Origin of the sequence: Rhodoferax ferrireducens T118, assembly GCF_000013605.1 — a bacterium.
Taxonomy (GTDB): Bacteria; Pseudomonadota; Gammaproteobacteria; order Burkholderiales; family Burkholderiaceae_C; genus Rhodoferax; species Rhodoferax ferrireducens.
In genome coordinates this window covers 135,093-159,392 of the sequence record NC_007901.1, presented here as the reverse complement: position 1 = coordinate 159,392, position 24,300 = coordinate 135,093, and the positions used below count along the sequence as shown (strand labels likewise).

The following is a 24,300-nucleotide window of genomic DNA, read 5'->3' as shown; positions in this document are numbered from 1 at the left end:
GAAGAAGGGAAAGACATGTCGCTCAAGAAAACAGCCCTCGCCCTATGCGTCGCGTCGGCGGCCGCCCTGGTGGGGTCTCCGACCCTGGCCGTTACTGCATCGCAACAGTTGGTTTTGTCGTCCGCGTTGTCCACTCTTGAGCGCGCAACCATCAGCACCTCGCTCGCGTACCAGGCGTTATATGTTCTCGCGGCCGAGTCATCGGACTTCGATGGTGATGCCGCGGTCGAGGCGCCCGCCATGACCAATGTGGGGGGTGCGGGCGTGCCAGCGAGCGGTGGCAACATTCCTTTGACCTCAGCGGCGCCCAAAAGCGACGGCTACGAGCAACCATTTGGGTATTGCTCATGGGACAATGGGTCGGTGACCGGATCGGGCAACAGGATAGCGGGGACCAATAACCCGGCCAAGCCGACGCTGGCAATCATCGCCAAAGGCCCCAATGGGGTATTTGATACAAGCTGCGCCAACATTTATGCGGGTCTGCCGGCGCAGGGCGACGATATCGTCGTCGCCTATTCCGGTTTGCAATTGCAGGCCGGGGTCAATTCAAACCTGTACGTGGGAGACGCGGTAGCCAACCTCGCCGGATTACTAGCGCTTGACCCCCTGAGTTTGCATGACGGGCAAATCCGGCTAACCAAAGACTCAAATGCGATTTACCGCTGGAACAGCGGAACAGCAGCTTGGCAGACCGTGGGAGTTGGTGCGCTCGCTGCATCGCGCCTTCTTGTCTCAGATGTCAACGGACTGGTAGCGGCATCAGCAATCACACATAGCGCGGGAAGCTTCTCGGGCATTGTCAACCTGGCCGCCACTGGCACTATCAGCACCACGGGCGCAGTTACGGCGCCGTGGTTCAACGGCGCGCTTAACGGCAATGCGGCCACTGCAACAGCGCTGCAGACCGCGCGGAGCATCTCCATGACGGGCGATGGCAGCTGGTCGACGAATTTTGATGGCTCTGGAAACGCTACTGGAGTCATGACGCTGGCCAACTCGGGTGTGGTGCCGGGCACTTATGGAACTGCCACAAGTGTTGCCGCCTTCATTGTTGACTCGAAAGGAAGGGTGACGTCGGCGTCCAGTGTGCCGATTAACGTGGTTGCCGCTCTTGGCTACACGCCTACACGATCGAACGGGGACGGCTACAGCGTGGCAACCCAGGACACACGGGCCACGAATTTCGAGCCGCAAGCTCGAAATAGCGGCACCTATTTTGATTTCAGGGGCAACGCAATAGACGGGCTGGCGAACGGCGGTACCTACCACGGCGTGATGACCTTTCGGCCCTACGGCTCCACAACAGATTTTTCGGGTGGTGTTGCGCACCAGATGGCTTTTACCGAGACAGGAGAGATTTTCCGGCGCAACAGCACGGGAGCTGCCTCCTGGTCGGGCTGGTCTAGGATTCTGGATTCGACGAATTCACCGAACGCCTACAACATGAACCAGGGTGTGCGCACCACTGACTCGCCGACGTTTGCAGGGTTAACTACTCCCGTCTTGAATTTTAATCGGACCTCTTCCGCCGCAAGTGGCATCTCTTGGTATAGCTCTGGGTATAACACCTGGGTTGAGTACATGGGACCTGCCGGGGCAACGGGACAGGGACCACTCGGAAATATTACGGCTCCCACCGGTTCATTGGTGACCACCTGGGGTCTTCGCAGCTTTATTGAGAATAATGCGGGGTATGGTTGGACTTGGGAGTCTGCCTCTGGTTCCGGGCAGCCAGTTATCGTGGCAGAACTGAGTTCGAATACAGGCAACTTTAGAACGATGGGGTCGGTTACCGCAGCTTCTTTCAATAGTCATCCAACGTACGGTGGAACCGGCACCCTGCTGGATACGTTGAATCAGCCCTATGCGGCCAACATGAACCAATATGTTAGAACGACAGACGCGCCGACCTTTGCCGACGTATATACCAACGGTTGGTTCCGCCTTAATGCCGGTAACAATGGCATCTATAACCAAGCGACGGCGACGCATTGGTACTCGGAAACAAATGGCAGCTACACCATTGCAGGTAATGGCACAAATAACGCCCAGATCGTCTTTAGAGATTCCCATATGGGAACAAGGCGAGGTTACGTCTATTCTGACGCTGGAGGCTTCGGGTTGCTTAACGATGGCGGTAACTGGGCCGTTCGCACCAATGCGGGGGGCGGTAATGCTGGTGGTTCGCTCTATGGCACTTGGGATTCAACAAACCTGACAGCCAACGGCAACCAGGTGTTACACGCAGCAAATTTCAGTTCCTACGCCATTGCGCGTGGCGGCGACACGGTAGATGGGGCCATCTATTTCCGATCCAATAAAGGCGCCAACTCCTATTTGCAGAATAATTCCAGTTACGGGCTAGAGGTGTATTCATCAGATGGTGGCGCCGCCGCCATGTCCTTCCATCGCGGGGGCTACTACGCAGTCAATATGGGGCTAGACCCGGATAATGTGCTGCGCATCGGGGGATGGAGCGCTGCTGCCAGTCGCTGGCAACTTGACATGTCTGGCAACCAAACGCTCGCCGGATCAAGCTACGCCTATGCTTATTACGGCACGTCCAATGTGGCTGGTACGGGTTCTGCCAGCTACCATCCTGCCGGAATTTACAGCACCGGAACCAATTGGCTCTATGGAACGGTTGAGTTGAATGGCAACAACATCAACAATGTAAATACCATTAACGCGGCAACAGTTAACGCCACTCGATTTGCAACTAATCAAGGCTCACAAAATCCAGATAGCTCACATCCTGGTTATGGCATTCGACCTTTCTATTCATGGAATCTCGGCCAAGCAAACAATGCAGGCGCAGGCTACTCTAACGGCATCACGATTGGATCCAATCCTGGAGATCAATCGTACGGATTTCAGATTGTCCAAAACATGTGGGACGACAACCTGTATTTCCGCCGTTACAACGCTGGTTGGCAAGGCTGGCGCCGGGCGCTGAACAACGTCGAGGACCCATACCCCGCCAATATGAATCAGTACCTTCGCACCACTGATGCGGCCACTTTTGCAGCACTGACCGTTAACGGCGTTGTCTCAGCCGCAGTAGTACAGGTGAATCAAATTGTCTCATCAGGTGCCGGTTGTGGCACTCTTGGACAGATCGCACGGGATGGCAATGGAGTGCTATATGCATGCCAGAACTAATCAATGGTTGTCTATCAATTGCGTGAAAGTTAAGTAACCATGGAGGATCTAACCAGGAGACGTCTTTTAGAGTTGATGGTCGGTGTTGGCTGTGTCACGCCGATGGAGACCATGGCTGCGACATGGAAGCAGGTTAGCGCCAACGCGGGGGGTGGTCAAACATGGAAGCCTATTCCCTACACGGGGCCTGCAGGCACAAACTGGAAGAAGCTAGGGGCTGCCGGCGCGGTGACCATCAATTTGGTCATTTCGGCCAATGTCTATGCGTACAACATCAAAAATGAAGCGCTGGCGACAGGTTGGAATGGCACCACGCCAGCAATTTGCACGGTGACAATAAATTCAGGCGTTGTTGTTGGATCGGTTTCGTATCTAACACATTCGTTTGATACCGGACCCGGGTGGCCACTCGGGTCAACGATCTCCATTGTCAATGGTGGGTACATTGCGGGAAAGGGTGGGGATGGCGGAACCGGAGGAGATTCTGCAATGAATACTGGACTAAGCGGAGGGTCTCCTGGTGGGCCGGCTATGAACCTTCAATGGCCAGTGACCATAACTAATGCTGCTGGCTACATCTATTCTGGCGGCGGCGGTGGGGGTGGGGGTATGGGCAGCCCTGACATTGGCAGCGGAGGCCACGGCGGAGCTGGCGGTTGCGGTGGTGCCGGTTTCGGATACGGCGCTGGGGGTTGGTATGGATACGATGATTGGTTGGGAGGTTTGACTCGGCGAGGAGGTCAAGTCGCTGGTGGCGGTCTACTTAATGGGGGGGGAGGAGCAGGGTTGGGTGTCACCGGTAATTGGAATGGAGGCGGCGGCGGCGGTGCATCTGGTGGCCCTGCTGACTCATGGCCAGGCGGTCATGGGCTTGCCATTACAACCAACGGCCACGCCATTACATGGGCTTCCGGAAACACCCGAGTCTACGGCGGGGTTGTTTAAATACTTTAAGCAGAAGAACATGCCTGATTACACAATTGTTTCGTTTGAAAATAGCATTATCACGTTAGCTTTTGACGGGCGAAGAGTTAACTTTCCGCTACCCATTGTTGATGGGAAATATCCGGAGGGTGAGGCATTAAATACCTTACTCACCGCCTATGTCCGTAACGCGCGTGCTGCGCCGCCGGCACCAGTTGCTTCCAATGCTGCTGAAATTCAGCGATTGGTTGCTCGGCCAGCAGATTTTGAATTGCGTCGCGCTGTAATGGTAGCGAGGAATCGTCTGTTGTTGGCAACCGACTGGACTCAAATGAATGATTCCCCGTTGTCTGCAGATTTGAAGTTGCGTTGGAAGATCTGCAGACAAGCATGGCGCGATATTTCTCGGCAATCAGGTTTCCCTTCCAATGTTGTTTGGCCGGTACCACCCGACCAAGTAAAAGGTCCGGCCGGAGGGATGCTTACCGCGGCGCGGGGCGCCCCTACTCATTTATTGAGTGTGCAGAGCGTGCCAACTCACATCACAGTTGGGCGTTAGCATGTATCTGTTCCTCGCCGTCCCCAACTTCTGCGGCAGCACGTTGCTCCACAGCCTGCTGGAAACCTGCCCATCAGTAGTGCCGTTGACCGATCCACGCCCTGAAGAACGTCGCATGAAGGGAATGGTCGAGGGAAACTGTTGCGCTGGAGCCGGCTACAGGAATCTAAATGGCCCGCATTCAATTGAAGCCAATATGGAACACGTTTACGCTAATCCTGCCAACTACGACTGGCCTGGTATTCGTAAAACATGGGACGAAAACTGGGCCAAGACCAACCCTGATGCTCCTATTCGGATGCAGAAAACTCCTGCAGATGTTTTTAGAGTTGAAATGATAGAACCTCATTTCCAAAATCTCAAGTGGATCATCTCTGTAAGAAACCCCTACGCCTATGTGGAACATATCATGCGAAAGGCAACGTTTCACATGGATCCCCTTCGGCAACTTGATCAAATTTGCTATCACGTGCTCCGGACAATGGTGGTCCAAATCAAAAACAGATTGCATCTTGGAGATCGTGCCTACACCATGACCTACGAGGACTTCATCGCCAGACCCGAATACCACAGCGCGAAGTTGGGTGAGTTTCTTCCAGGGTTGGAAGCAATCAACTTTGACGCTGAATTGATGGTCAAGGGTGAGAGGGTTGAGTCGATACGCGATAGAAGTGAAATGCACATTCAAGAATTGATTGCTGACATCCCAGATATTGTTGAGCGGATCAATGAGCATTTTCGTCCTGTTGAATGCGTCCTCAAAACCTGGGGCTATGAATTGAGAAAAGCATGATCAAAGTATTAATCATGGGCCTGCCTGGTGCAGGAAAGACGACACTCTCAATCGAGCTGATCGGCCTACTGAAAATGAACAGGCTCTCTGTTGGGTATCTCTGCGCTGACAACGTGCGGGCTGAGGCCAATGACTGGGACTTCACAACGGAAGGCCGACGCCGTCAAGCCCGGCGAATGCAAATTAAGGTCAACGAATTGCAGGGTGATGTGGTGATTGTTGACGCCTTGGCAGCGCTCCCCGAATCAAGAGCTGCGATTGGCGCGGACGTCCTGGTCTGGATGGACACAACCAAAACTGGCAGGTACGCCGACACCCTGGCAGGCTTCATCCCGCCCGCGAACTGTGACTTCGTTGTCTCTGAGCTGAACTCGAAAAAATGGGGTGCGATTCTCGCCACTCATCTTCTGAACCAGATCGAACGCCTAACTTTTATGCAGCAGCTCCACGAACTGGCCGCCAGGGGCTCACTCTTCAAATGGCTACCCCACAAAGCCTCCCTCGACAAAAAGGCTGCGGGTCAACGAGCGCATATTCATCAAGTTAGAACTGATTCTGGCCAACACCAACACCAATAAATCCGCATCAGTAAGAATCTGGCAACATCGGCGATTCGTCGAATATTTCCTGCCCGGGCGGCATCGGCGAAGTCGAGGTCTTTGGCCAAACGAGCATGAGCCCCGACTGTGGCCACTGTGGATCGTAGCTGGGACTTGCCTATGCGGAAAGTTGCGAGGCTGTGGTTTTTGAACCTGAATACGAGGCAATGAAGCTCGCCACCTGGTGCGCCGGCAGCGGTTTGCTGTACAGGTAGCCCTGGAATTGACTGCAGCCGATGGCCAGAAGGATGTCGGCCTGCGCCTGCGTCTCCACACCCTCGACCGTGATGCCTTTGCCCAGCCTGCGCCCGAGCTGCACGATCGCCTCGATGATGGCGGCGTTGGTCTTGTCGTTTTCGATGTTGGTGACGAATGTCCGTTCGATTTTGAGCCGGTCGATGGGCATTTTCAGGTGCATCAGCGAGGCGTAGCCGGTGCCGAAGTCGTCAAAGGCAATCTCCGCGCCCATGTCATGGACGATTTGCAGGCCACTCAGAACCAGTTCAGCCGATGGACCCAGGAACATGCCTTCGGTGACCTCAACGCAGATCTGCGCGGGGTCGACCCCGTAGTGCATCAGCCGGTCGGCCAGCCAGATCGGGAAGCCCCCGAGGACAAAGTCGGCCGTGGTCACGTTGATGGCTATTTTGTGAAAGTCAACTCGCTCGCGCGACCACAGCGCGGCTTGCTTGATGGCCATGTCAGTGACGAACTTACCGATGCGCGCAGTGAGCGCGCGGTTTTCGAACACTTCCTGAAACTCACCGGGCGAGATGATCCCGTTTTTGGGATGATTCCAGCGCAACAGGGCTTCAAACGACACGACTGCCCGGGTCACCGGGTTGACGACTGGCTGGTAGTACAGCATCAGACGGTCCACACTGATGGCCTGCTCAATGGCACGCAGGACGGTTGCTCTGCGGTCGACCCGGTGTTTGTGTTCGGATTCAAACAGGACGCACTGCCCCCCGCCGTTGGACTTCGCGCGATGCAGGGCGATATTGGCGTTCTTGATGAGGTCGGCGCTTGCACTGGCGTGCGCAGGAAAGAGGCTGGCGCCGAGACTGAGGGTGCACCGGCCCTGCTCGGCATTGTCGGTGGGGGCCTCCAGGGTGCAGCGCAGCGTCTCAATGAGCCGGTGGATATCCTTGACCGTACCCAGGTCCAGCAGGATGACAGCAAACTCATCGCCGCTGAGGCGGCTGATGAAGTCCGTCTGGCGCACGGAACACGAAAGCCGCCTGGCCATGATCTTGAGCAGTTCATCGCCGGCGAGAAAGCTCATGGAGTCGTTGACGACTTTGAGGTTGTCGATGTCGATCATGACAAGGGCGAACGGTTCACCGCTGGCTTTACCGCTTTCAACGCACCGATCGAGCGTGGTCTCAAATCTGGACCGGTTGGGTAGGCCGGTCAACGAATCGAGGTTGGAGAGTTTCCAGAGCTGCGCCTGATCAGAAAACCGCGTTGAAATGTCGCGCCCCACGCCCTGGTAGCCCATGAACTGGCCGCGTTCGTCGTAGGTGGGCTCACCCGAGAGGCTAAACCACACCGGCAGGCCCGTGTTCTGGTCGCTGGTGACCAGAAACTCGAAGTCACGAAAGGGCTGCTGCGACTGCAGGGTTGCGCGGTGCTTATGCCATAAGGCTTCGTCCTGGGCGCACTGGGCGTCCCAGCTGGTCTGGCCAAGAAAGGCGGCCGGGTCCTTGCCGGTCTTTTTGAAGCCATCGGAGAGTAGGGTAAAGCGAAATTGGGTGTCTTGCTCCCAGTACCAGTCGCCGGACATCAGCAGCAGGGACTTAAGCCGTTGGCGGCTTTGATTGAGTTGTTGCTCGGCTTGTTTTTTATTGGTGACGTCGTTACAAATGGCCACGAAGCGGGTGATTTTCCCGTGGGTGTCGGTGAAGGGCAGGATGGTGGTGTCGACCCAGTAGAGGGAGCCATCCTTGGCGCGGTTGCATATCTCTCCCGTCCATCTTTTCCCGCTCAGCACCGTGTCCCACATATCGCGGTAGAACGATTCCGAGCTAGTGCCCGAGCTCACGATGTTATGTCGTCTGCCGGTGAGGTCGTCTTTATCGAAGCCGCTAAGTTCGCAGAACCGGTCGGTGGCAAAGAGAATCACGCCGTCGCAGTCTGTGACGGACAAGACCAGGCAGGCATTGACGGCCGTAAGCAGGGCGGGCAGGTAGGAGGCGACCGAGTTAAGGGGCTCCCCGATGACCAAATCCAAGATTTCCTGATCTTCATAGATCGCGTTGAGAAACGCGTTCATCGCGGAGTTCCCTGTGAAGGCGACACCTGGGCGCCGGGCGCAGAGACGTTGTGCAGGAAGGAGTCGCTTATGGGTTGGTCCATGGAAGTGTCCAGCTTTATAGCTCTTGTTGTTGGGGGGGAATCGGGATCGAAAGGGTCGACAGATGGGCTAGGAGAGCAGCATCTCCTTGGGCTGCGGGGTGGCCAAAAGCGTGTCAACGCGCACTTGCAACACCAGGGCGAGTACACGGGCGTCGTGGGCGGCGTCCAGCGGGTCGCGTAGCAGGGCGGACTTCAGGGCCGAGCGCAACCAGAAGCTCGAACTCGGGTCGTCCAGCAAAGCTGTGATGTCTGGGAGGTCAGGGGGTATGGCCAGCATTCATGACAGGTTAGCAAAATGAAAATTCATTTTCCGCATAAAACCCCCTGAAAACGCGCAGATGTGACGTATTTCCAACTTGGAATCCAAGCGCCAAACCAATATTCAAGCCCCTCCACATGAAATGTAATCTACATGCAGACCTTGTCCAGCCCCGGAACCCTCCTGTTGATTCGCTGTTCCCTTGCCCCCCTTGTCCCACTCATCTCACTGATCTCACTACACCATAGGGCGCGCAAATTGCCCCCGCCCCGTGAGTCTGAAAGAGATGCCAACCAATAGGGGGGAGAAGTGACAGGAGCGCTGGCTTACCGCGACATAGGGAGGGTAGGGAAGGCAGTGAACAAGGGCCGGGCAGGGCAGGCAAAGCGGGAAGAACCCACGAAAAGGGATTGCGAAGGGCCTGCATGTAGATTACATTTAAATCAGAGGATGCGGAAAATGAAGCGGGGATATTCAAAACTTGCCAAATGAGCGGTATCCGTTATGCTGAATTGATCACCCTTAAAAACCATTGCACCACCCATGTCACAACTCACTTTCATCTTCGCCGCCATGAACGCGGGCAAGTCCACGCTCTTGCTGCAAGCGGCCCACAACTACGTCGAACGCGGCATGGCCGTCGAGCTCTACACCGCCGCCCTGGACACGCGCGCCGGCTTGGGCGTCATCCGTTCGCGCCTGGGCATCGAGCGCGGCGCCAGCACCTTCAACGCCGATACCGTGTTCGATCACCGCATCCTTGAGCGCGACACGGCCTGCTTGTTAATTGATGAGAGCCAGTTCCTGCGGCCCGTGCAGGTCCGCCAGTTGCACCGCCTGGCCCACACCAGCCAAGTGCCCATCCGTTGCTACGGCCTTCGCAGCGACTTTTTAGGGCACCCCTTTGCCGGCAGCGCGGCCCTGCTGACACTCGCCGATGAATTCGAGGAAGTGCGCGCGGTCTGCGGCTGCGGAAAAAAAGCCACCATGAACGCCCGGCTTGACGCCACCGGCGCGCGGGTCAGCGCGGGCGAACAAACCCTCATCGGCGGAAATGAACGCTATATCGCAATGTGCCCGCGCTGCTTCTACCTGGACAGCGCCGGCGAGCAAGATGCTCAAAGCACGGCGGCCTGAAGCCACGACCCGCCTGCGCGCACCCCATTTCACAAAATCACAACCTGACGGAGAAACAACCATGACCTCGCTTGATCCCGGCCGCCACATGCCCCCCTATGCGGAGCTCAACGAACAGTATTTCGAGCGCTACGGGCTGCTCGCCGAACGCCTGTGCGATGGCCGCACCGTCTGCAACATTGAAGTGGTGGGCGGTCTAGCGGGCATGCCCGTGGCCCCGGCCTGGGGCGAACCCACCGGTGGGCGCTTCCTGCTCGCACTGAGCATCGTGCTGCGCATGATGGCCCGGCCCGACGAATTGACAGCGCCCATGGCCCCGGCGTTCACCCGGTGCTACAAAGCCCTCACGCCCGCCACCCAGGTACTGGACGACGGCACGCGCGTCACCCCCTGGCTCACGAGGATTGCGCGCCTGTTTGAGAACCAATACCTTGGCACAACCGCGCAGGACCAGAACACCCTGACGATTCCGATCGAAACCATCCAACACGCGCTGACCGTCTACATCCAGGAGTTGTACCCGGACGAGCCGGCACCGATCTGAGCCCTCGGCTGCGATGTGCCCCGCAACGTCCACCCCGAAGGCCTCCGATCTGCCCGATCCGTCCCTGCCGGCGACCTCGGCGCACGCGGCGTTTGAATCCTGGGCCGCCGGTGCTGTCAGCCGTAAACGCATGCACCTGTGCCCGCGCAGCGTCAAACAGTACCGCAGCACCTGGTTCAACTGGGTCGCGTGGCTGCCCCCGCACACCCCGTGGGAGAAAGCCGCGCCCGAACAGGTCAGTGCCTATCTGCACCAACTCAGCGCCAGCGCAACGGCCCGGCAAACGCAGCCAAACAGCAGCCGGCGCCCAGCCAGCACCGTCACGCAGCGGCGCTACTGGCGCATGCTGCGCGATATTTACGCCCACGCAGTGGTCATGGCGTGGTGCGAGGCCAACCCTTGTGCCCAGGCCACCGAAATACCCGCCAGCGAGGCCATGGCCAGCATGATCCTGCCGGCCTGGGCGCTGCGCCAGCTCCAAGACGGCATCCTGCACCAAGCCTCGCGTCAAGCGGTGCGAAAGTGGCAGGACGTCCGCAACGACGCGCTACTGCTACTGCTGCTGCACACCGGCGCCAAGACCGGGGAGTTGGTCAGCCTGCGCGTCGATCAGGCCCTGAAAATCCGCACCGAAAAGCACGGCGAGCAATGGGCCATCCAGATCGACGGGGAAAAGGACTGCCAGCAGCGCCACATCACGCTGGACGAGCCCCGCGCCGGCGCCGCGCTTGCGCAGTGGCTGCGGGTGCGCCAGCACGTCCCGCGCAAATCGCCCTGGCTGTTCTTCGGGGCCAAATCCCACGTCATCGACGGAAAAAGAGAACTCTCGCCTCTGAGCAGCAAGACGATTTTCATTTTGGTGGCCGGGGCTTTGAAGGCGCATTTGCCGCCCAACACGTTCGAGGGCATGCTGTCGCACGCTGGCGCCGAGGCCATCCGCAACTCCGTGCTGGCGCGCTGGCTCGAAGCGGGTCTGGGCCAGGAAGAGGTCATGCGCCGCGCCGGGGTGGCCGAGATCCGCGCGGTGGTCAGGCTCGACCGAAAAGACGTGACTTAATACGGAACCAAAGGAAATCATCGTGCGCCTGGCTATCACACCAACAATTCGCAATGAATGGATGTCTCGTTGCATTACAGACGTTGTACCCGCCTTGGCCGACCTGCCATGGGACACTGCTACGGCCATCGAGGTCGAGCCTCCAGTGGCGGCTGAGATTCGCGCTGATTGCGCTTTCTACATTGACCCAAAGGCAGTCGACGCAACGGCGGGAGAGCGGGCAGCATACCGCGCTTTGCTCCACCAGATCGACGCAGCAACATGCTGCGAGGTAACACCTGAAGGAGCCCGACCATGCCGAAAAGCCTGAGTGAACCGCAACAATCGCTGGTCAGCAAGTTGAAGTCTGGAGCGAAGCTGCACCACGACCAGGCGACTGGATTGTTTCGTCTCCACGATGGCCCGTTGCGGCGCTCCATCCATCCAGCCACCGTGCAATCACTTTTGGCAGCTGGCGTGATTTGCAAAAGCATGGCGGGCGATTGCTCGCTTGCCTGATCCCAAAGGAAAACATGATTGAACGCCACCACAAGATAAGCCACCTTCGTAGAGACCTTTCCCGCACTTCAGATGGCAGATGGCTTGCTCAAGCGCCTGGTGAAATGATTGATGGGTTCCTCTGCAGTCCTGCAGCACTTGCGTCTTGGGTTTACGAGGCAAAGCCTGAATTCCTGGCAAAACCATCGCTTGGCGTGCTTATTCTTGGCTCCATGCTCGACGGGTTCGATGGTGGAGCGTGGTGGACTCTTTTCTCGACCCTTTTGGGCAAGGGGTCGGGCTGGGCCAAATTCACAGTGATGGTTCCCGAAGATGAAGGTCCGATTCAGCGATCCGGCCTGCCTCCTGCGCCTTTGGCGAGGTCTGTGCAAATTATTCGCGGAAATTTGTTTGCTCTTGCAAAAATGGAGCAGAGCGAAATCGATGTTGTCTATTTGCCTTTTGGCAACCCGGATACATGGGTCCCAATCCTTCAGGATGATGCCCGTGGCCTGTGGAGGTTTCTCAACCAGAATGCTTCCATAGTCATGGGGTTGATTGAGTCGAGTGACGCACCTCTTTGTATGGAGGTTGCCAAGATGTACGAGCTGGATGTCCGGAGGATGTCCAATCGTTTTTACGCCCCCACTTCCGAGACAATGGCGCAAACCAAAGAGTTGATTTCTGCCCACGGCAAAAAACCTGCAGATTTTGATTTGGCAGATGACCGCGCCACCAATCTGACGGAAGTGTCTGACGTCATTAAGGACTTGTGCACCACTCTGCCAGGTGTTGAGCCCGAAGATTACCGGCTTTGGGGCATGAGATCGGTGATTAAGTCATCAGTTGATTCGCAAGACTTCTATATCTCCCTCCCGCGAAAACTCGCCGTGCGCGTGTCTACTGGGCGTATCTATCGCATCACAGATGATCTGGCCACAGGCGAGCCGCTTCGGTGCACATTCCCGCCAGGAGGTTTGACTGATTACCCAGGGCCTGAGAGCCATTGGTCAGCCAAAGTCTTTTGGGCTGGTCGGGTCTGGGAGGGTGGACTCGGTAATTTTTACAATGACACTGTTGGCGCAGCATTTGACAAGCTTGGTTTGGGAGAGCTAAAAGTTGCTGAGTTCATCGACATGATCGGCGGGAACGAAGATCATGAGGGTTCGCAACGTTTGAAAAACGCCATGACGGGAGGCCAGAAATATAGCCCCACCCGCGATGAGCGATTCCTGTTTGATATGGTCGATAAGCGCGATGAACAAGCCGTCTTGGCATTGGTACGCGAAAACAGGCAACTGCTGAATTCCTTCAATGAAGATCGCTTGCCTCTGTTGGTAATGCTCGGTCTGCGCAACATGCCAGAGACCATGGCCAAAGTAATTGATCTTGGCGCCAATCCACGCGCTATAGACGGCGGAGAGCGTCCAATTTTAGTGGAGCTGGCCGGTCGTGGTAACCGAGATGTTGTGAAGGCGATCCTAAACGCAGGCGTGTCGCCAAATTGCCAGGACGCCCTTGGCTGGACTCCGCTTTTATATTCAATGAAATCCCGACGTTGGGAGATTGTTCAGCTTCTATTGGACTGTGGTGCGGATACGCAGCTCGAAAATAGTTTTGGAGTAAGCCCGAAAGGTATCGCTCTGGATCAAAAGACCAAAATGGATGATCTCGCTGAAATGGCGATGGACCTCATGGGCAAGCTCATGGACCCTAAAACTATTGCTGCTTTGAAGGCTGCTGGGATGGAGCTCAAGTCAAGCGACATACCTCAACCCATTCGGGATCAGATACTTGCGTCTTAAAGGAGATCATCTAGTGAACCAAACCGTGTTTTCCCCATACGCCCCGGTACGACTTCGAAATGAAGTCTGGTGGACGTTTGCTATCCAGTCGGCTCAGAATGGATTGGTCGCCCCGAATGGACAAATTGCAAGAAACCTGCCCGACATCATCATGCGCGAATTGATCGCTCCCATGATGGCCGCAGCGCAACGGAATGCGAATGACGATGGTAATGATGCCTACATGGGCCAGCTTTACGCCAAGTTGCTCCAACAGCGCCATTGGGTGCCAATGGTGGGGCAATACCACCTAAGTGGGAAGCAGATATTCGATCTGGACGACAACATTGTCTCGATGCTTCGCAATACGGACGTGGCCGACTGCACTCTTAACGAATGGCACCCGCCCTATGACGCGTTTTTTGTGCGCTTCGGTAAACAGGAGGACATGAATCTCCAGTTCGACGATGGTCACGAGTATCTGGACGGCGCATTTGTGGCGGTGACACCGTGGACACCGGAAGGCCCAGAGCGCCGGTTGAAAATCGGTCTGACAACGGTCAAGGATGATGGCTCCGGGGTAATGATGCCTGGATACTTTATCGACTTTACGCCGGGTGAGCAACGCCTGTCCCCCCATGCAGCTGTAGATGCATTCATTGCTCGCAAGTTTGCTGACCTCGATTCTGACGAAGACAAAAGTGAAAGCAACAAGGCCCTGATTGAGATTCGAAAGGGTGAGTTGAAAGAAGGCGCGGATTTGCTTCGGAAGGCTACGGAGCTGGTCGTTAACTGTCTTTTCTATATCGAATCCATGGGAGCGAACAAGGAGTTGTCGCCTGGTCGGGATGTCCCGGTTGAACTCCTTGTGAAATGGCAACAATCACCTCAATTGCGCCGGTACAAGGTCGCCCAAAAAATCGGCAGCGAAGGCTACGCGATGGTTCGCATGATGGGAGACGAAGTTCAGCCAGGAATCGGATCGACAGGTGGCAACCGAGCAGATGTCAGCACCCACTGGCGAAGAGGGCACTGGCGTCGCCAAGCCCATGGCCCGCAAAAATCCCTCATGAAGCGAGTCTGGATAAGGCCAGTGATGGTGAACCCATCGAAACCTCACGAAGAGTTGCCAGGGCACGTCTATGCTGTGGGTGGCGATGGTAAAAACGTTCATTGAACCATAGGAAATTATTATGAATTCCACGGTGAGAATCATCAGCGGCCTTATGCTCCTTACGGGCTTGGGGTTTTGCGGGCTTTGGCTTCTTGCGAGTGTTCTAGGTAAAGTGACGCCTGGGTATGCATGGGATGCTGTTGTGATGGTTGGGGTACCTATTGGCGCCGTTGGTGCTATCGGGTCGGTCTTGACTGGCCAATTGCATGACCGTCTCCAACGCCTGTTCAATACATAGGAAACCAAAATGCCCACTAAGCGCGTTCACCTTGCGACCGAAAGAGGTGGGTGCTCGCGTTGCCGGTACACGTCGAGGCCCGCATTCGGGCTTTGTTTTTGCCACTTGATCAGTTCAAGGCTACACCAGTAGAAAATCGCTGCAAAGAGTGCGCAACGCGAATTACTGAACCGAAATCCTGAGGGAAGACTCATGACATTGCGTGCCGTACCACCCACAACCAGTCGGCTGATTGTCAAACGTGGCGGTAGCGCCATCACAAGCAAAATCCCTAAACCGGTGGTGCTGGTCGACACACGAGAGCAGCAGCCGTTCACATTTGAGCGGTTCCCAAATTGGATCGCCAGCGAGCGCCGGACAACCCTGCCCACCGGGGACTACAGCATCCTTGACATGGAGCATCTGGTGGCGCTGGAACGCAAATCACTCCCGGACCTGATTGGCACCTTGATGCACAACCGTCAGCGTTTTTTTCGGGAATGTGAGCGTTTGACCACATTCCGCTGGCGCGCGTTGCTGGTCGAAGCGTCCTACCACGACGTCAAGTCGCCCTATGTCAATTGCGAATACACATCAGCCGCCCCGAACGGGGTCAGCGGCACGCTCGATGCCCTGGAAGTTAAATTTGGCATACCCGTCATCTACGCATCAAAACACCGCGCATTGGCGGAGGAAAAAACAGCTTCCTGGCTCAGCAAGCTGTACACGTACTGGTGGCTTGAAGAAAATGGCATGGGGCGCGTTCTGCAGGAAGGCGATTTATAGGCCAACGCCAGCACGCGACGCCAGCGGGCTCAGAATGGACGCATCAATGGGCGTGCCCGCTGTCATTGTCGACCACCACTTGGGACATGGCGGCCGACAACTCATTGACCGTTGCCTCGGCCCGGGATGCTTTGACCGAACGCGGAGGCCCAAGAGGCGTGCCAGCCGACGCCCCCGCGACACAGCCCGCTAGGGGCAATTCCATTTCATGCAAAAAGTTGTTGCACAAAATGAATTTTCGATATACATTTTGCTCATTGGCTTTATTTAAGCCTGCGTCGACCCTCAATTCATTGGGCAGAGTCGGCATGTCATTAGTCATCGATGGTCGTCGGGCAATGTCCTGACCTGGAAATTCCGGCTTTGCCGGGCAGCCTGCCGCACCATTCGAGACACTTCCAAAATCTGATCAGAGTCTGTCATGTCGCCATGGTGCGCGTCCGGGTATATCCCAGCGACCACACCATCACGAGATTACAGACTCCTCGTTCGCAAGAACGTTTTCAGCGTCAAGCTGGAATTTCAAGAAAAGCGATTAATTACCGCTTTTATTGTCAAGGAATCAGGCCCGTGGGCTCACCCCCACAGGCCTGGTCAGCATGTGGGTTCCTTTTCGACCAGGCAAAGGAAATCATCATGCAAACTTCTCCTAACACTCTCTCTCAAGCACCTTCTCAAGCTCACGCTTCAACACAAGTCAGCTGCACGCAAGTTCAGCACCTTGTGAAGATGGCCATCACACGGCCAGAAGCTGCGATTCGTCAAATCTTGGCGGACGAAGCCATCGAACAGGACCTGCGCGCACTGCGTGCTTACCCTGCTGCTTTGGTTGCGCTCTGGAGGGCCGACAACGCCCCGAAAATGATGCGTCAGACAATCGAGGAAGAATTGGAGTCCATTGGGATTCAGTTTTTGTCCTAAGAAAAAGCGACGGAACAACGCTTGCGCACTGAGGCATATCAACCTCAAGCTATTCAATTAGCAATGCCAAAAGTCACCAATCTATGGTGATGGTTCCATGTGTCGGGTGAGTAGCTCAGTTGGTAGAGCGGCTGGTTGATACCCAGTGCGTCGGCGGTTCGATTCCGTCTTCACCCAACCTAAAACAAGCGCATCGAAAGATGTGCTTGTTTCAAATTCTGTCGGGAAGTGATACACTTTTCGAAAATAAGACAGTAGACAATCTCATGAGGGATTGACGGTATCAGCGCCTAGCCCAGTGGGTGTTTGTCGAATAAATTGGGAACGAAGGCCGCTAGGAGAAATCTTGGCGGCTTTTCCTTTTGTGGCCAGCGAGACGCCACCCCAGCCCGCCACTCGCTCATCCCACCCCTCCATTCCCGTGTATTTTCAGACTCTGGCTTTGACTTCAAGCCTTCAAACCCCGACCCAGTGAGATTTTCAATGGACACTCTGGTGCCCATCGCAAACATCACTTTTCTCGCACTTTCGTGCACCGCCCAAACGCATTCATTTGGGCATTTCAAACCGCCTGCACTTCACCCTGCAGCGCACCACTTCCAAACCTACGGGCCCAGACCCGATGGGGCCGGGCTCCTTCTATCAATGGAGTTCTTATGGACAAAACTTATCCCGACCCTCGCGCCTGGATTCAAGCGCATATCGCCAACCATTTGGGAAGCAATATCCGCCAATACACCTGGCGCACCTGGCTTGGACAGCCAAAAGTTAACTCACTCGGAGGACTGAGCTTTCTGCAAGCAGCAGAGGGCAAGGTTGTCGAGATGGATGATGACCTCATCCTCGTAAAAACATCTGCCAAAGAGTTCTGCATCGTGGCAAAAGACCTACTCAACGCCCCGGTCGAAGTTGAGGCCAAGGTCAAGCTCACGTTTTACGATCTGCGCGATTTTGACGGTCTCAAAAGCGACGGCTCGGACGATCCGTCCACCGGTGGCTGCAAATCCTTCATGCTCACCGGCGCCAAAACACTTCTCCCTGCCATCTGGGAAGAACGAGGCGAATGGTCAAACCGGGCCAAAGCGGTCACCGCCTCCTGGACCACGATTCAAAACCCCTACCTGCGCGACCTCATCAAGCAGCTGGAAGGCACTTACGCCGACTCTTGCCGTGGCCGCAACCTGGTCAATGTGCTGGTCGACGCCAACGGCACCACGCCGATCTTCATCGACCCTTCGGAAGCTAAAAGCTGCAGCGAAGACAAGGAAAAGTGGCCAGCCATCATCACCACGGTGAATTCAGCCAAGTTTCGCGGTCGTGTGGCCATCCGCTACGACCGCGGCGCCGACACCTACGAGATCGAACTGACCCCAAATTTGGGTGAAGCCCGGCTCTTTGGCATGGTGCACTTCGATGACCTCCAGCCCATTCTTGTTGGGCAGATTGAGGACGACTCCTGGCAGAGCGTCAACGTCGAAATCCTCAAAGCAGCCCCGAAGAAGAAACGGGTGCTCGAAGCCGCCTGATCCCAGACCGGCCTGATTCGCCTTCCCGCAGCACATCGGTGCTTGCGGGAAGCGCGATCTTCTTCATTCCCCTACCAGACGTTTTCCCCAAGCCCCTTGCACCCCATTCGGCTTGGGGAAAACGGCCTCGTGCCCTTCACCACATGCCTATCGCATGTGATTTCAACATACCGCTGCATTTCTGCAGCAGAAAGGACATCATGGAACTCAAAGCCATGTGTTATCCCAACGGCGGCCCAAGCAAGGGGTTTGCTGTGCCGGTCACCGGTAAAAATGTGCCCATTCTTCGCCAGGTTGCCATTCGCATGAAAGGCCTGGACGATGGACGAAAGAGCCTCAACGCGCAAACGCTGCTGGCCGAGGATCTGGCGACCGATCGCCTGCAGGTCTTCCCAGGTCAGGACAGACTGTTCGAGGTTGGTTTTGATTTTCAGAAAGTCGCATTCGACTGCTCCAACGGCCGCGAGCCGCACGTGTTGTTCATTGATAGCCGGCGGGACCGCTCGATGCGCCTGATGGTCAGCACCCCTGAAATTCAGTCCCTCATCGGCATGGAATCTCAGGCTTGTTCCTTCTGCAAGGAACCCATGGCCGAGTCCGACATCCTCAAAGGTGACGGAATTTGCGCGCCTTGCGTTGTGGAGAGAACATGATGGATGCCGACGCGCTCAACGCCCGCATGTTCCTGGAGACTGACAAGGCTGCTCACCAGATCATTGCCATTGCCGATATCGGCAAGAACGAAAAGCACCACGACAAAGTGACGCAGGCTGCAGGCAAAGCTATTCGGCTGCTGCTGGCGATCCTGGCGAGCATTTCGCCCGACAAGGGTTCGTTTGCCGGTATCAGCGATTTTTCGAAGGCCAGCCTGGTCTACTTCCGCGGCGTGATGCCGGGCAAAGTGGACACGGAGATTTGCCGGGTCGTTCAAATCCCTCTATATTTTGAAGAGGTCAAGCAGTACCGGCCCCTCGCGGAAGCCGACCTGGCGGCCCGCCAGCGATTTGCGCACAGGACCGGGTTTTTGTTGCTCGCGCCCGATGAATGTCTGGCCATCGAGTACAAAACGGCGGACGACCACCATTTCGTTAGCGCCTACGACAACAACGACCTCGGTCATGTTCGCAATTTGGCCGGATACTACGCGCGGAACCTCGATTTCCTGGCCCGGCTCGTGAAGGTCAGCGAACTCAACGTGACGCAAACCAAGGAGGCCTTGGCACTGACTCTTGGCAACTACCACTGGTGGTGGCGCCAACTCAGCGAACTGCAACGAGATCGGCTGGTTACATCGATTCGATTTCTTGAAAAGCACACGGCTGAAGCCCGGCCAGAGCGCACAAGCAGTGGGGCCATCATCAATCGTTCATTCATCGAGAACGGCACCACGGAGTCCACGGTGCATCTTCGCCCCCACCAGCAAGGATGGATTCACTACCCGACCCGCCAGGACGCCTGGTACTTCGGGATCTGGATCAATAATGAATTGCACCAAACGCTCAGCTACGCCGAGCAGGATGTCGCCCATGTCATCTGCGAAAACCCGGACCAGTTCTGGGAAGAGCTCAAGGCCATGGCCCTGTTTCACGGCCGCGAGCTGACGCCATCAACCATGGCTTGGGGAGACGATGTTGTGTCGGTGAGTTTTGACTGCTTGACGCTGCTCAAAGACAAGACGGTGACCGTGACTTTTGCGGGCACCGGCACGATCGACAAGGAAAACCCGTCAAGGTCCCAAGCCCCGCTCATAGTGGAGGTGACGGTCGCGGCGCTTACTCGTCTGTCTCAGGGCAACTTGCTCAACGTGCCCAGCACGCTCGAAGCAGGTCGTGAATTCGCGGTGAACATTCTTGATCCCCGCGCCTTCACCGAGAACATTGAAATACAGGTCACCTACAAGGGCGATCTGCAGTTCGAGGTCCTGGCCACGATGGAAGGGCAGGGGGTCACGCACACGGCCATGATTTCGCTCACCCCAGAGTCAGCCTGAGTCTTTTTGCGCGCCGCCTGTCGCTGGGACTTCGGCGCATCTTAAATTTCAAAAAAGGAACCTCCTGCAGCTCACGCTGAAGGCGGGTTCCCTGAGTTCATTCAACGCGTGAACTCAGGGAACCCGTGGTTATCCACGCTCTGCCGACCAATCGGCAATTTCAATGCACTAAACCTTGGAGAATCTTCAACATGAGCAGCACAGCAATTTACCTGTACATCGGCGCCGACCAGACACGCGGGGACGGCACTTGGCCCAATCTCGACAGCCTGGGCGGCCACATCGGCGTCATGGCATGGATCGCAAGCTTTGCGCCAATCGTGGACGCGTTCTACGCCCGAGACAAGCGCGAATATCCCGGTGTCGCGCACTATGAAGTCACCGAAGCAATGGGAACGTGGCTGTATCAAAACAGCGACGCCACACCTGAAGAATTCGAAGTCGAATTGACGCGTTTCGTTAATGGCTGGATTGCGGAATATGAACCGCGGCCTTCAGACAGCCGACTCTCTGCCATGTCAAATGACACCGCAGCCGAGATGTGCGGCGCGACATGACCTCCGCAGTCAACGGATGGTTCTGCATGGGTATCGAGTCCATCAGGACGCCGATGCGTGCTTTAAAGGGCCGCTATCAGACCTTCATCAATCTGACGCTCCCTATTCGCTGGCATTACGCCTGCGATCAGGCGCGGTACGCATTGTGTTGCGAGGAAGAGGTCTGCGATCACTACGGTGTGGCTTTTGCCAAGGCCGGGCAATTTCGCATCTATGTTCGCGGGTTCATGTCCGGCATCACCCGAGGCACCATCCCCGACTACTTTATTGACGGCTGGTTCCGACGGGAACTGGACCTGGCTCCTGACCAAAATTAGCCAAAACCGCTCTAGTTGCCGACCGGCGCAAGCAGCGACGCCGGTTAACAACCCCAATGAAGAAACCCCATCCGCAACTCAAGCGCGATGGGTTTTTTTTCGCATGTACATCGCGCGCCCCATGAACGGCCTATAACAGCGATATTCTTCAATTCCAGCAACTATTTGGATAGAATGTGAGTATTCGCCCCTATGGCGTTCGTCTTGCATTTCTGCAACGGCATATCAATTTCAACCCGACCGGGATCACTCCCGGCATTGCTGGGTTGGTCCTGCTCATGTTCAATGACAGGAAAAACATGAAAACAGTATTTTGCGTTGCCGCCGAATCAAGCAGCTCCGGCTCCATTGACTGGTTTAACAACCAGCCAGCGGCGACCGCGCAATATCAAACGTTCGCGGCCGACAACAGCCTGGCAACGGACACCCTGACCAGTTTCAGCCTGGAAGTCCCTGACCGCGCCACGCCCGGTGAGATCACAGAACTCGCGGACGAGGCCATGTGGGAGATGACGTACCAATGCGCAGAACGCCGCATTGGAACCGATGGCATTCATGCCAGTTTGGCTGTCTCAGCCACTTGAACCAAACCCGTTCACCCCCTCGCGCAATCGGCGGAGACGAACATTTGACAACCCTTCCGGGACCATCTTCCCGGCATAGCTGGGTTGGTTCCGGTCATCTTTCATGACAAGGAAACTTATGAGTTCAAAAAACATTGGCCGTGATGCCGATACCGATAGAACGCACCTGCTGCAAGACTGGACCGTCCGCTACGGCACTGACGCGTTGATCTTCAATTGCCAGGCAGAAAACATTGGTCATGCCATTTCGCAGTGCGCGAACGCCTATCCGGGCGACACCATTGTCAGCGCCTTCCTGGACGCACTGACGGGCACAAACTCCGTCATCGTCGCCTTGCCTGCGGCTTTCCAATTGATGGTTGACGGCTCACCGCGAAGTGGCCCGTGGTTCGTCATTGTGGACAAGACAACCGGCGACCTGGCGCCCGATCTCGTGATCGGCGATGTCGCTTGTTACCAAAGCTACGATGAAGCCCGGCAAGCGCTGGACTTCAACCTAACCGAGTACGCGAAGGAGTCGGCCCGAACGGCTCAACCATCGCAAGATTCGCCGCGACAAAGTGACGACGACGCGAAGCGAGCCCGCATTTCTGCGGCTGGCTACACCATCCAAAGTCAGGGCATCGGAACCGCCATGGAAGGCTGGTGGGCGCTGCTGCCGGGTGAAACCGAGTTCCACGCCGCCGAAGAGGGCGAGAACCAAAACTACCTTGGTTTCTTCAGCAACGAGCAAGACTTGCTCGATGAACTCGACGATAGCCTCACTGACAACGCGTTGAGTTCAAGCAAACTCTACACGGACGAAACGGGTTACACCGTCGAAATCAGCGCTATGGACATGGAGAACGTTGCATTCGCACGCCAGGGCGGCGGATTGTTGGTGACCATGCCACGCAAGGAATTCGAGGCTAAATTCAAACCGACAACGGTGCCGGAATTCAGCCTGATTGGGGTGAAGGCCGAATGGCTGCCAGACGACCTGAAAGTCTATGCGTACTCGCAAGGGCTGCGCTGGAACGGATGGGCCATGCCACGGTTCGAACTCTCTGCGGCGCTAAAACTGCTTGAGTACATCCCCGAGCTGCGCTGGAATTCCGCACGCGATGAATTCAGACTCCAACCAGGCGAGCCTGAAGATGTCTGGACAGGTGAAGACGTTCAGGTTGGCAACCGGACCCTGCATCTGTACCCGATCGGTGCGGGCTCATGGTGCTGGGATCAGGAGCGCGCGATACCCACGCTCGACGAAACGATTGCTCTCATGAAGAAAGAAATTCTTCTTGACGTGCGCGGCCGGCGCGTTCCCATGGACGTAAAGACCTTTTCGGATCTGCACGCTTATGTTGACGCCAACGAATATGGCGAATTTTGTGTTGACAGCGTTGCTGATGCCATGATTGCCTATTTCGGCGGCCGCGACGAGCACGAGGGCATGCCGGATCGAATGCTGGAGTACATCAATGCTGCACAGAACGCGATCAACGAATGGCTCGCGGCAGGCGGCTTGCTCACAGAAATTGGCCAACTGGCCGATGTCGAGCGGGCCAAACTTGAAACTGACGGTGCACTGCTTCGCGAAAGAAAAGCACCTCATCCACTGGTCGGGCAATCGTTCACCGGGGAAGGCACTCCGTCAGCAATTGACTCGTCAAACAGCAAAACGGCGATTGACATCGTTCTCGCGGTCTGCAATGACTTCGACGGCAACGGCATCTACAGCGTCGGCACCAGTGCCGCCCTGCGGGCCATGGCCGTACATTGGCAACACCATATCGCCCAAGGCGATAACCCAAAAGTCATTTCGGATGACTTGGATGAAATGAGAAACCAGTTGGAAGTGATGCGCGCAGAAATCATGCGCCGTATCGCATAAAGAACGTCCACCTGAAACGACCACCACCTGGCTTGCCAGGTGAACCCATCAAAACCTGCCCGAGGGATGCACTGTCCCTCCGGGGCAGACATCACCAAGGGCATTCAAGGAAAAACATGCTCAAAGAAGAACACCCACCCATCGTCATCGATCTGGCGAAGAGTCTTGATCCCGTCTATCGCAGGGTGGCCAGGATGATGGACGCCGATGAAAAGGTGTACGAACAGAACAAGGCGGCCGTCTTTGGGGCCTTGTACGACGCCGCGGTCGCAGTTGCAATCGTCACAATTACCAATTATCCCGGTCAGCCACCCATCACGCCCGCTCCGCTATTAAAGAGTGCGAGCAAGAGCCCGGGCCGGCGGCCCGCCATGCTGGTTGAACTGACCACCCTGCGTTCAACTTCCGGCGATTACAGCCCCGAGACCAAAAGCTATTCGCTTGATGGTGCGGTGACCTTTCTCGCCAATTTGGCGATGAACAGATTCGAGATGCAAACCGACTTGTTCAATGAAGAGTCTGAAAACAAGATCCCGACGCACGACCTCATCACCATGAACGTTGCAGAGCGTTCGGTTGTTGTCAAGCACACGCGTCAGGAATTCATCGTCCGGACAGACATCACCGAGTTATCGATCTGACCCAGTGATACCAGCAACCCATTCGCACTCAACTCTTTGTTGGCGCGCGAATGCAGAA

The 24,300-nt window shown here is 56.2% G+C and carries 23 protein-coding genes and 1 tRNA gene; 21 read left to right on the top strand and 3 right to left on the bottom strand.

The features are described from left to right. Nucleotides 1-15: 15 nt before the first annotated feature. The 4 genes from RFER_RS22280 to RFER_RS22255 all read left to right on the top strand — a co-directional run bounded on the left by RFER_RS22280 (nucleotide 16) and on the right by RFER_RS22255 (nucleotide 6,019). A complete protein-coding gene (locus tag RFER_RS22280; RefSeq protein ID WP_011458661.1) occupies nucleotides 16-3,165 on the top strand; it encodes a hypothetical protein in 3,150 nt (1,049 codons plus the stop codon). Nucleotides 3,166-3,955: 790 nt separating this feature from the next. Beyond that, on the top strand, nucleotides 3,956-4,648 hold the full coding sequence (locus RFER_RS25000; RefSeq protein ID WP_279587716.1) for a tail fiber assembly protein: 693 nt from the start codon (nucleotides 3,956-3,958) through the stop codon (nucleotides 4,646-4,648). Nucleotide 4,649: 1 nt separating this feature from the next. After that, the gene (locus RFER_RS22260) at nucleotides 4,650-5,441 is read left to right on the top strand and encodes a sulfotransferase (RefSeq protein WP_011458664.1); all 792 of its coding nucleotides are present in this window, start codon (nucleotides 4,650-4,652) and stop codon (nucleotides 5,439-5,441) included. After that, entirely contained in the window at nucleotides 5,438-6,019 is a 582-nt protein-coding gene (locus tag RFER_RS22255) for an adenylyl-sulfate kinase (protein WP_011458665.1), read from the top strand. The genes RFER_RS22260 and RFER_RS22255 overlap by 4 nt, the downstream gene beginning before the upstream one ends. Before the next feature lie 139 nt (nucleotides 6,020-6,158). Here the strand turns inward: RFER_RS22255 and RFER_RS22250 are convergent, their stop codons facing one another. Next, nucleotides 6,159-8,315 carry a sensor domain-containing protein gene (locus tag RFER_RS22250; RefSeq protein ID WP_011458666.1) on the bottom strand — a complete coding sequence of 719 codons (2,157 nt, stop codon included), beginning with the start codon at nucleotides 8,313-8,315 and terminating at the stop codon, nucleotides 6,159-6,161. 150 nt (nucleotides 8,316-8,465) lie between these two features. Continuing rightward, nucleotides 8,466-8,675, bottom strand: a complete 210-nt coding sequence (locus RFER_RS22245; RefSeq protein ID WP_011458667.1) for a hypothetical protein — start codon at nucleotides 8,673-8,675, stop codon at nucleotides 8,466-8,468. A 525-nt stretch (nucleotides 8,676-9,200) separates the two neighbouring features. Between RFER_RS22245 and RFER_RS22240 the strand changes: the two genes are divergently transcribed. The 7 genes from RFER_RS22240 (at nucleotide 9,201) to RFER_RS23205 (ending at nucleotide 15,833) form a co-directional block, all read left to right on the top strand. Further along, nucleotides 9,201-9,794 (top strand): thymidine kinase, encoded by a 594-nt coding sequence (locus RFER_RS22240; protein ID WP_011458668.1) that lies wholly within the window; start codon nucleotides 9,201-9,203, stop codon nucleotides 9,792-9,794. A gap of 61 nt (nucleotides 9,795-9,855) precedes the next feature. Then, nucleotides 9,856-10,338: a hypothetical protein gene (locus RFER_RS22235; protein ID WP_011458669.1), complete on the top strand. Its 483-nt coding sequence runs from the start codon at nucleotides 9,856-9,858 to the stop codon at nucleotides 10,336-10,338. Nucleotides 10,339-10,351: 13 nt separating this feature from the next. Then, a complete protein-coding gene (locus RFER_RS22230) occupies nucleotides 10,352-11,395 on the top strand; it encodes a tyrosine-type recombinase/integrase (RefSeq protein ID WP_011458670.1) in 1,044 nt (347 codons plus the stop codon). 294 nt (nucleotides 11,396-11,689) lie between these two features. Continuing rightward, on the top strand, nucleotides 11,690-11,893 hold the full coding sequence (locus RFER_RS22225; RefSeq protein ID WP_041793384.1) for a hypothetical protein: 204 nt from the start codon (nucleotides 11,690-11,692) through the stop codon (nucleotides 11,891-11,893). A gap of 14 nt (nucleotides 11,894-11,907) precedes the next feature. Next, a complete protein-coding gene (locus tag RFER_RS23210; protein ID WP_011458672.1) occupies nucleotides 11,908-13,677 on the top strand; it encodes an ankyrin repeat domain-containing protein in 1,770 nt (589 codons plus the stop codon). Nucleotides 13,678-13,690: 13 nt separating this feature from the next. Next, nucleotides 13,691-14,833: a hypothetical protein gene (locus RFER_RS22215; RefSeq protein ID WP_011458673.1), complete on the top strand. Its 1,143-nt coding sequence runs from the start codon at nucleotides 13,691-13,693 to the stop codon at nucleotides 14,831-14,833. Between the two features lie 427 nt (nucleotides 14,834-15,260). After that, nucleotides 15,261-15,833, top strand: a complete 573-nt coding sequence (locus RFER_RS23205; RefSeq protein ID WP_011458674.1) for an ERCC4 domain-containing protein — start codon at nucleotides 15,261-15,263, stop codon at nucleotides 15,831-15,833. Between the two features lie 43 nt (nucleotides 15,834-15,876). On the opposite strand, the gene RFER_RS22200 is transcribed toward RFER_RS23205, so the two are convergent. Then, nucleotides 15,877-16,143: a hypothetical protein gene (locus RFER_RS22200; RefSeq protein WP_166485916.1), complete on the bottom strand. Its 267-nt coding sequence runs from the start codon at nucleotides 16,141-16,143 to the stop codon at nucleotides 15,877-15,879. 326 nt (nucleotides 16,144-16,469) lie between these two features. Here RFER_RS22200 and RFER_RS24355 point away from each other — a divergent pair, with 326 nt between their 5' ends. The 10 genes from RFER_RS24355 to RFER_RS22150 all read left to right on the top strand — a co-directional run bounded on the left by RFER_RS24355 (nucleotide 16,470) and on the right by RFER_RS22150 (nucleotide 24,242). Continuing rightward, nucleotides 16,470-16,754 carry a hypothetical protein gene (locus RFER_RS24355; RefSeq protein WP_166485915.1) on the top strand — a complete coding sequence of 95 codons (285 nt, stop codon included), beginning with the start codon at nucleotides 16,470-16,472 and terminating at the stop codon, nucleotides 16,752-16,754. Between the two features lie 104 nt (nucleotides 16,755-16,858). Further along, a tRNA-Ile gene (locus tag RFER_RS22190) sits at nucleotides 16,859-16,931 on the top strand. Between the two features lie 479 nt (nucleotides 16,932-17,410). Then, on the top strand, nucleotides 17,411-18,280 hold the full coding sequence (locus RFER_RS23200; protein ID WP_011458677.1) for a hypothetical protein: 870 nt from the start codon (nucleotides 17,411-17,413) through the stop codon (nucleotides 18,278-18,280). A gap of 200 nt (nucleotides 18,281-18,480) precedes the next feature. Beyond that, entirely contained in the window at nucleotides 18,481-18,933 is a 453-nt protein-coding gene (locus tag RFER_RS22180; protein ID WP_041793376.1) for a hypothetical protein, read from the top strand. After that, nucleotides 18,933-20,270 (top strand): hypothetical protein, encoded by a 1,338-nt coding sequence (locus RFER_RS22175; protein WP_041793374.1) that lies wholly within the window; start codon nucleotides 18,933-18,935, stop codon nucleotides 20,268-20,270. The genes RFER_RS22180 and RFER_RS22175 overlap by 1 nt, the downstream gene beginning before the upstream one ends. 191 nt (nucleotides 20,271-20,461) lie before the next feature. Further along, entirely contained in the window at nucleotides 20,462-20,827 is a 366-nt protein-coding gene (locus tag RFER_RS22170; protein ID WP_011458680.1) for a hypothetical protein, read from the top strand. Beyond that, nucleotides 20,824-21,144 (top strand): hypothetical protein, encoded by a 321-nt coding sequence (locus tag RFER_RS22165; protein ID WP_041793368.1) that lies wholly within the window; start codon nucleotides 20,824-20,826, stop codon nucleotides 21,142-21,144. The genes RFER_RS22170 and RFER_RS22165 overlap by 4 nt, the downstream gene beginning before the upstream one ends. Before the next feature lie 299 nt (nucleotides 21,145-21,443). Next, the gene (locus RFER_RS22160; protein ID WP_244095914.1) at nucleotides 21,444-21,728 is read left to right on the top strand and encodes a hypothetical protein; all 285 of its coding nucleotides are present in this window, start codon (nucleotides 21,444-21,446) and stop codon (nucleotides 21,726-21,728) included. Between the two features lie 118 nt (nucleotides 21,729-21,846). Continuing rightward, nucleotides 21,847-23,601: a DUF4222 domain-containing protein gene (locus tag RFER_RS22155; protein ID WP_011458683.1), complete on the top strand. Its 1,755-nt coding sequence runs from the start codon at nucleotides 21,847-21,849 to the stop codon at nucleotides 23,599-23,601. 116 nt (nucleotides 23,602-23,717) lie between these two features. After that, on the top strand, nucleotides 23,718-24,242 hold the full coding sequence (locus tag RFER_RS22150; RefSeq protein WP_011458684.1) for a hypothetical protein: 525 nt from the start codon (nucleotides 23,718-23,720) through the stop codon (nucleotides 24,240-24,242). The last annotated feature ends 58 nt before the right edge of the window (nucleotides 24,243-24,300 follow it).

What these genes read in the sequence shown, in the direction of transcription:
- RFER_RS22170 (WP_011458680.1), top strand. Translation starts at nt 20,462, where the DNA reads ATGAGCAGCACAGCAATTTACCTGTACATCGGCGCCGACCAGACACGC.
- RFER_RS22155 (WP_011458683.1), top strand. Translation starts at nt 21,847, where the DNA reads ATGAGTTCAAAAAACATTGGCCGTGATGCCGATACCGATAGAACGCAC.
- RFER_RS23205 (WP_011458674.1), top strand. Translation starts at nt 15,261, where the DNA reads ATGACATTGCGTGCCGTACCACCCACAACCAGTCGGCTGATTGTCAAA.
- RFER_RS23200 (WP_011458677.1), top strand. Translation starts at nt 17,411, where the DNA reads ATGGACAAAACTTATCCCGACCCTCGCGCCTGGATTCAAGCGCATATC.
- RFER_RS22280 (WP_011458661.1), top strand. Translation starts at nt 16, where the DNA reads ATGTCGCTCAAGAAAACAGCCCTCGCCCTATGCGTCGCGTCGGCGGCC.
- RFER_RS22235 (WP_011458669.1), top strand. Translation starts at nt 9,856, where the DNA reads ATGACCTCGCTTGATCCCGGCCGCCACATGCCCCCCTATGCGGAGCTC.
- RFER_RS24355 (WP_166485915.1), top strand. Translation starts at nt 16,470, where the DNA reads ATGCAAACTTCTCCTAACACTCTCTCTCAAGCACCTTCTCAAGCTCAC.
- RFER_RS22180 (WP_041793376.1), top strand. Translation starts at nt 18,481, where the DNA reads ATGGAACTCAAAGCCATGTGTTATCCCAACGGCGGCCCAAGCAAGGGG.
- RFER_RS22200 (WP_166485916.1), bottom strand. Translation starts at nt 16,143, where the DNA reads ATGCCGACTCTGCCCAATGAATTGAGGGTCGACGCAGGCTTAAATAAA.
- RFER_RS22250 (WP_011458666.1), bottom strand. Translation starts at nt 8,315, where the DNA reads ATGAACGCGTTTCTCAACGCGATCTATGAAGATCAGGAAATCTTGGAT.
- RFER_RS22225 (WP_041793384.1), top strand. Translation starts at nt 11,690, where the DNA reads ATGCCGAAAAGCCTGAGTGAACCGCAACAATCGCTGGTCAGCAAGTTG.
- RFER_RS22150 (WP_011458684.1), top strand. Translation starts at nt 23,718, where the DNA reads ATGCTCAAAGAAGAACACCCACCCATCGTCATCGATCTGGCGAAGAGT.
- RFER_RS22255 (WP_011458665.1), top strand. Translation starts at nt 5,438, where the DNA reads ATGATCAAAGTATTAATCATGGGCCTGCCTGGTGCAGGAAAGACGACA.
- RFER_RS22230 (WP_011458670.1), top strand. Translation starts at nt 10,352, where the DNA reads ATGTGCCCCGCAACGTCCACCCCGAAGGCCTCCGATCTGCCCGATCCG.
- RFER_RS22245 (WP_011458667.1), bottom strand. Translation starts at nt 8,675, where the DNA reads ATGCTGGCCATACCCCCTGACCTCCCAGACATCACAGCTTTGCTGGAC.
- RFER_RS22165 (WP_041793368.1), top strand. Translation starts at nt 20,824, where the DNA reads ATGACCTCCGCAGTCAACGGATGGTTCTGCATGGGTATCGAGTCCATC.
- RFER_RS22260 (WP_011458664.1), top strand. Translation starts at nt 4,650, where the DNA reads ATGTATCTGTTCCTCGCCGTCCCCAACTTCTGCGGCAGCACGTTGCTC.
- RFER_RS23210 (WP_011458672.1), top strand. Translation starts at nt 11,908, where the DNA reads ATGATTGAACGCCACCACAAGATAAGCCACCTTCGTAGAGACCTTTCC.
- RFER_RS22240 (WP_011458668.1), top strand. Translation starts at nt 9,201, where the DNA reads ATGTCACAACTCACTTTCATCTTCGCCGCCATGAACGCGGGCAAGTCC.
- RFER_RS22160 (WP_244095914.1), top strand. Translation starts at nt 21,444, where the DNA reads ATGAAAACAGTATTTTGCGTTGCCGCCGAATCAAGCAGCTCCGGCTCC.
- RFER_RS22175 (WP_041793374.1), top strand. Translation starts at nt 18,933, where the DNA reads ATGGATGCCGACGCGCTCAACGCCCGCATGTTCCTGGAGACTGACAAG.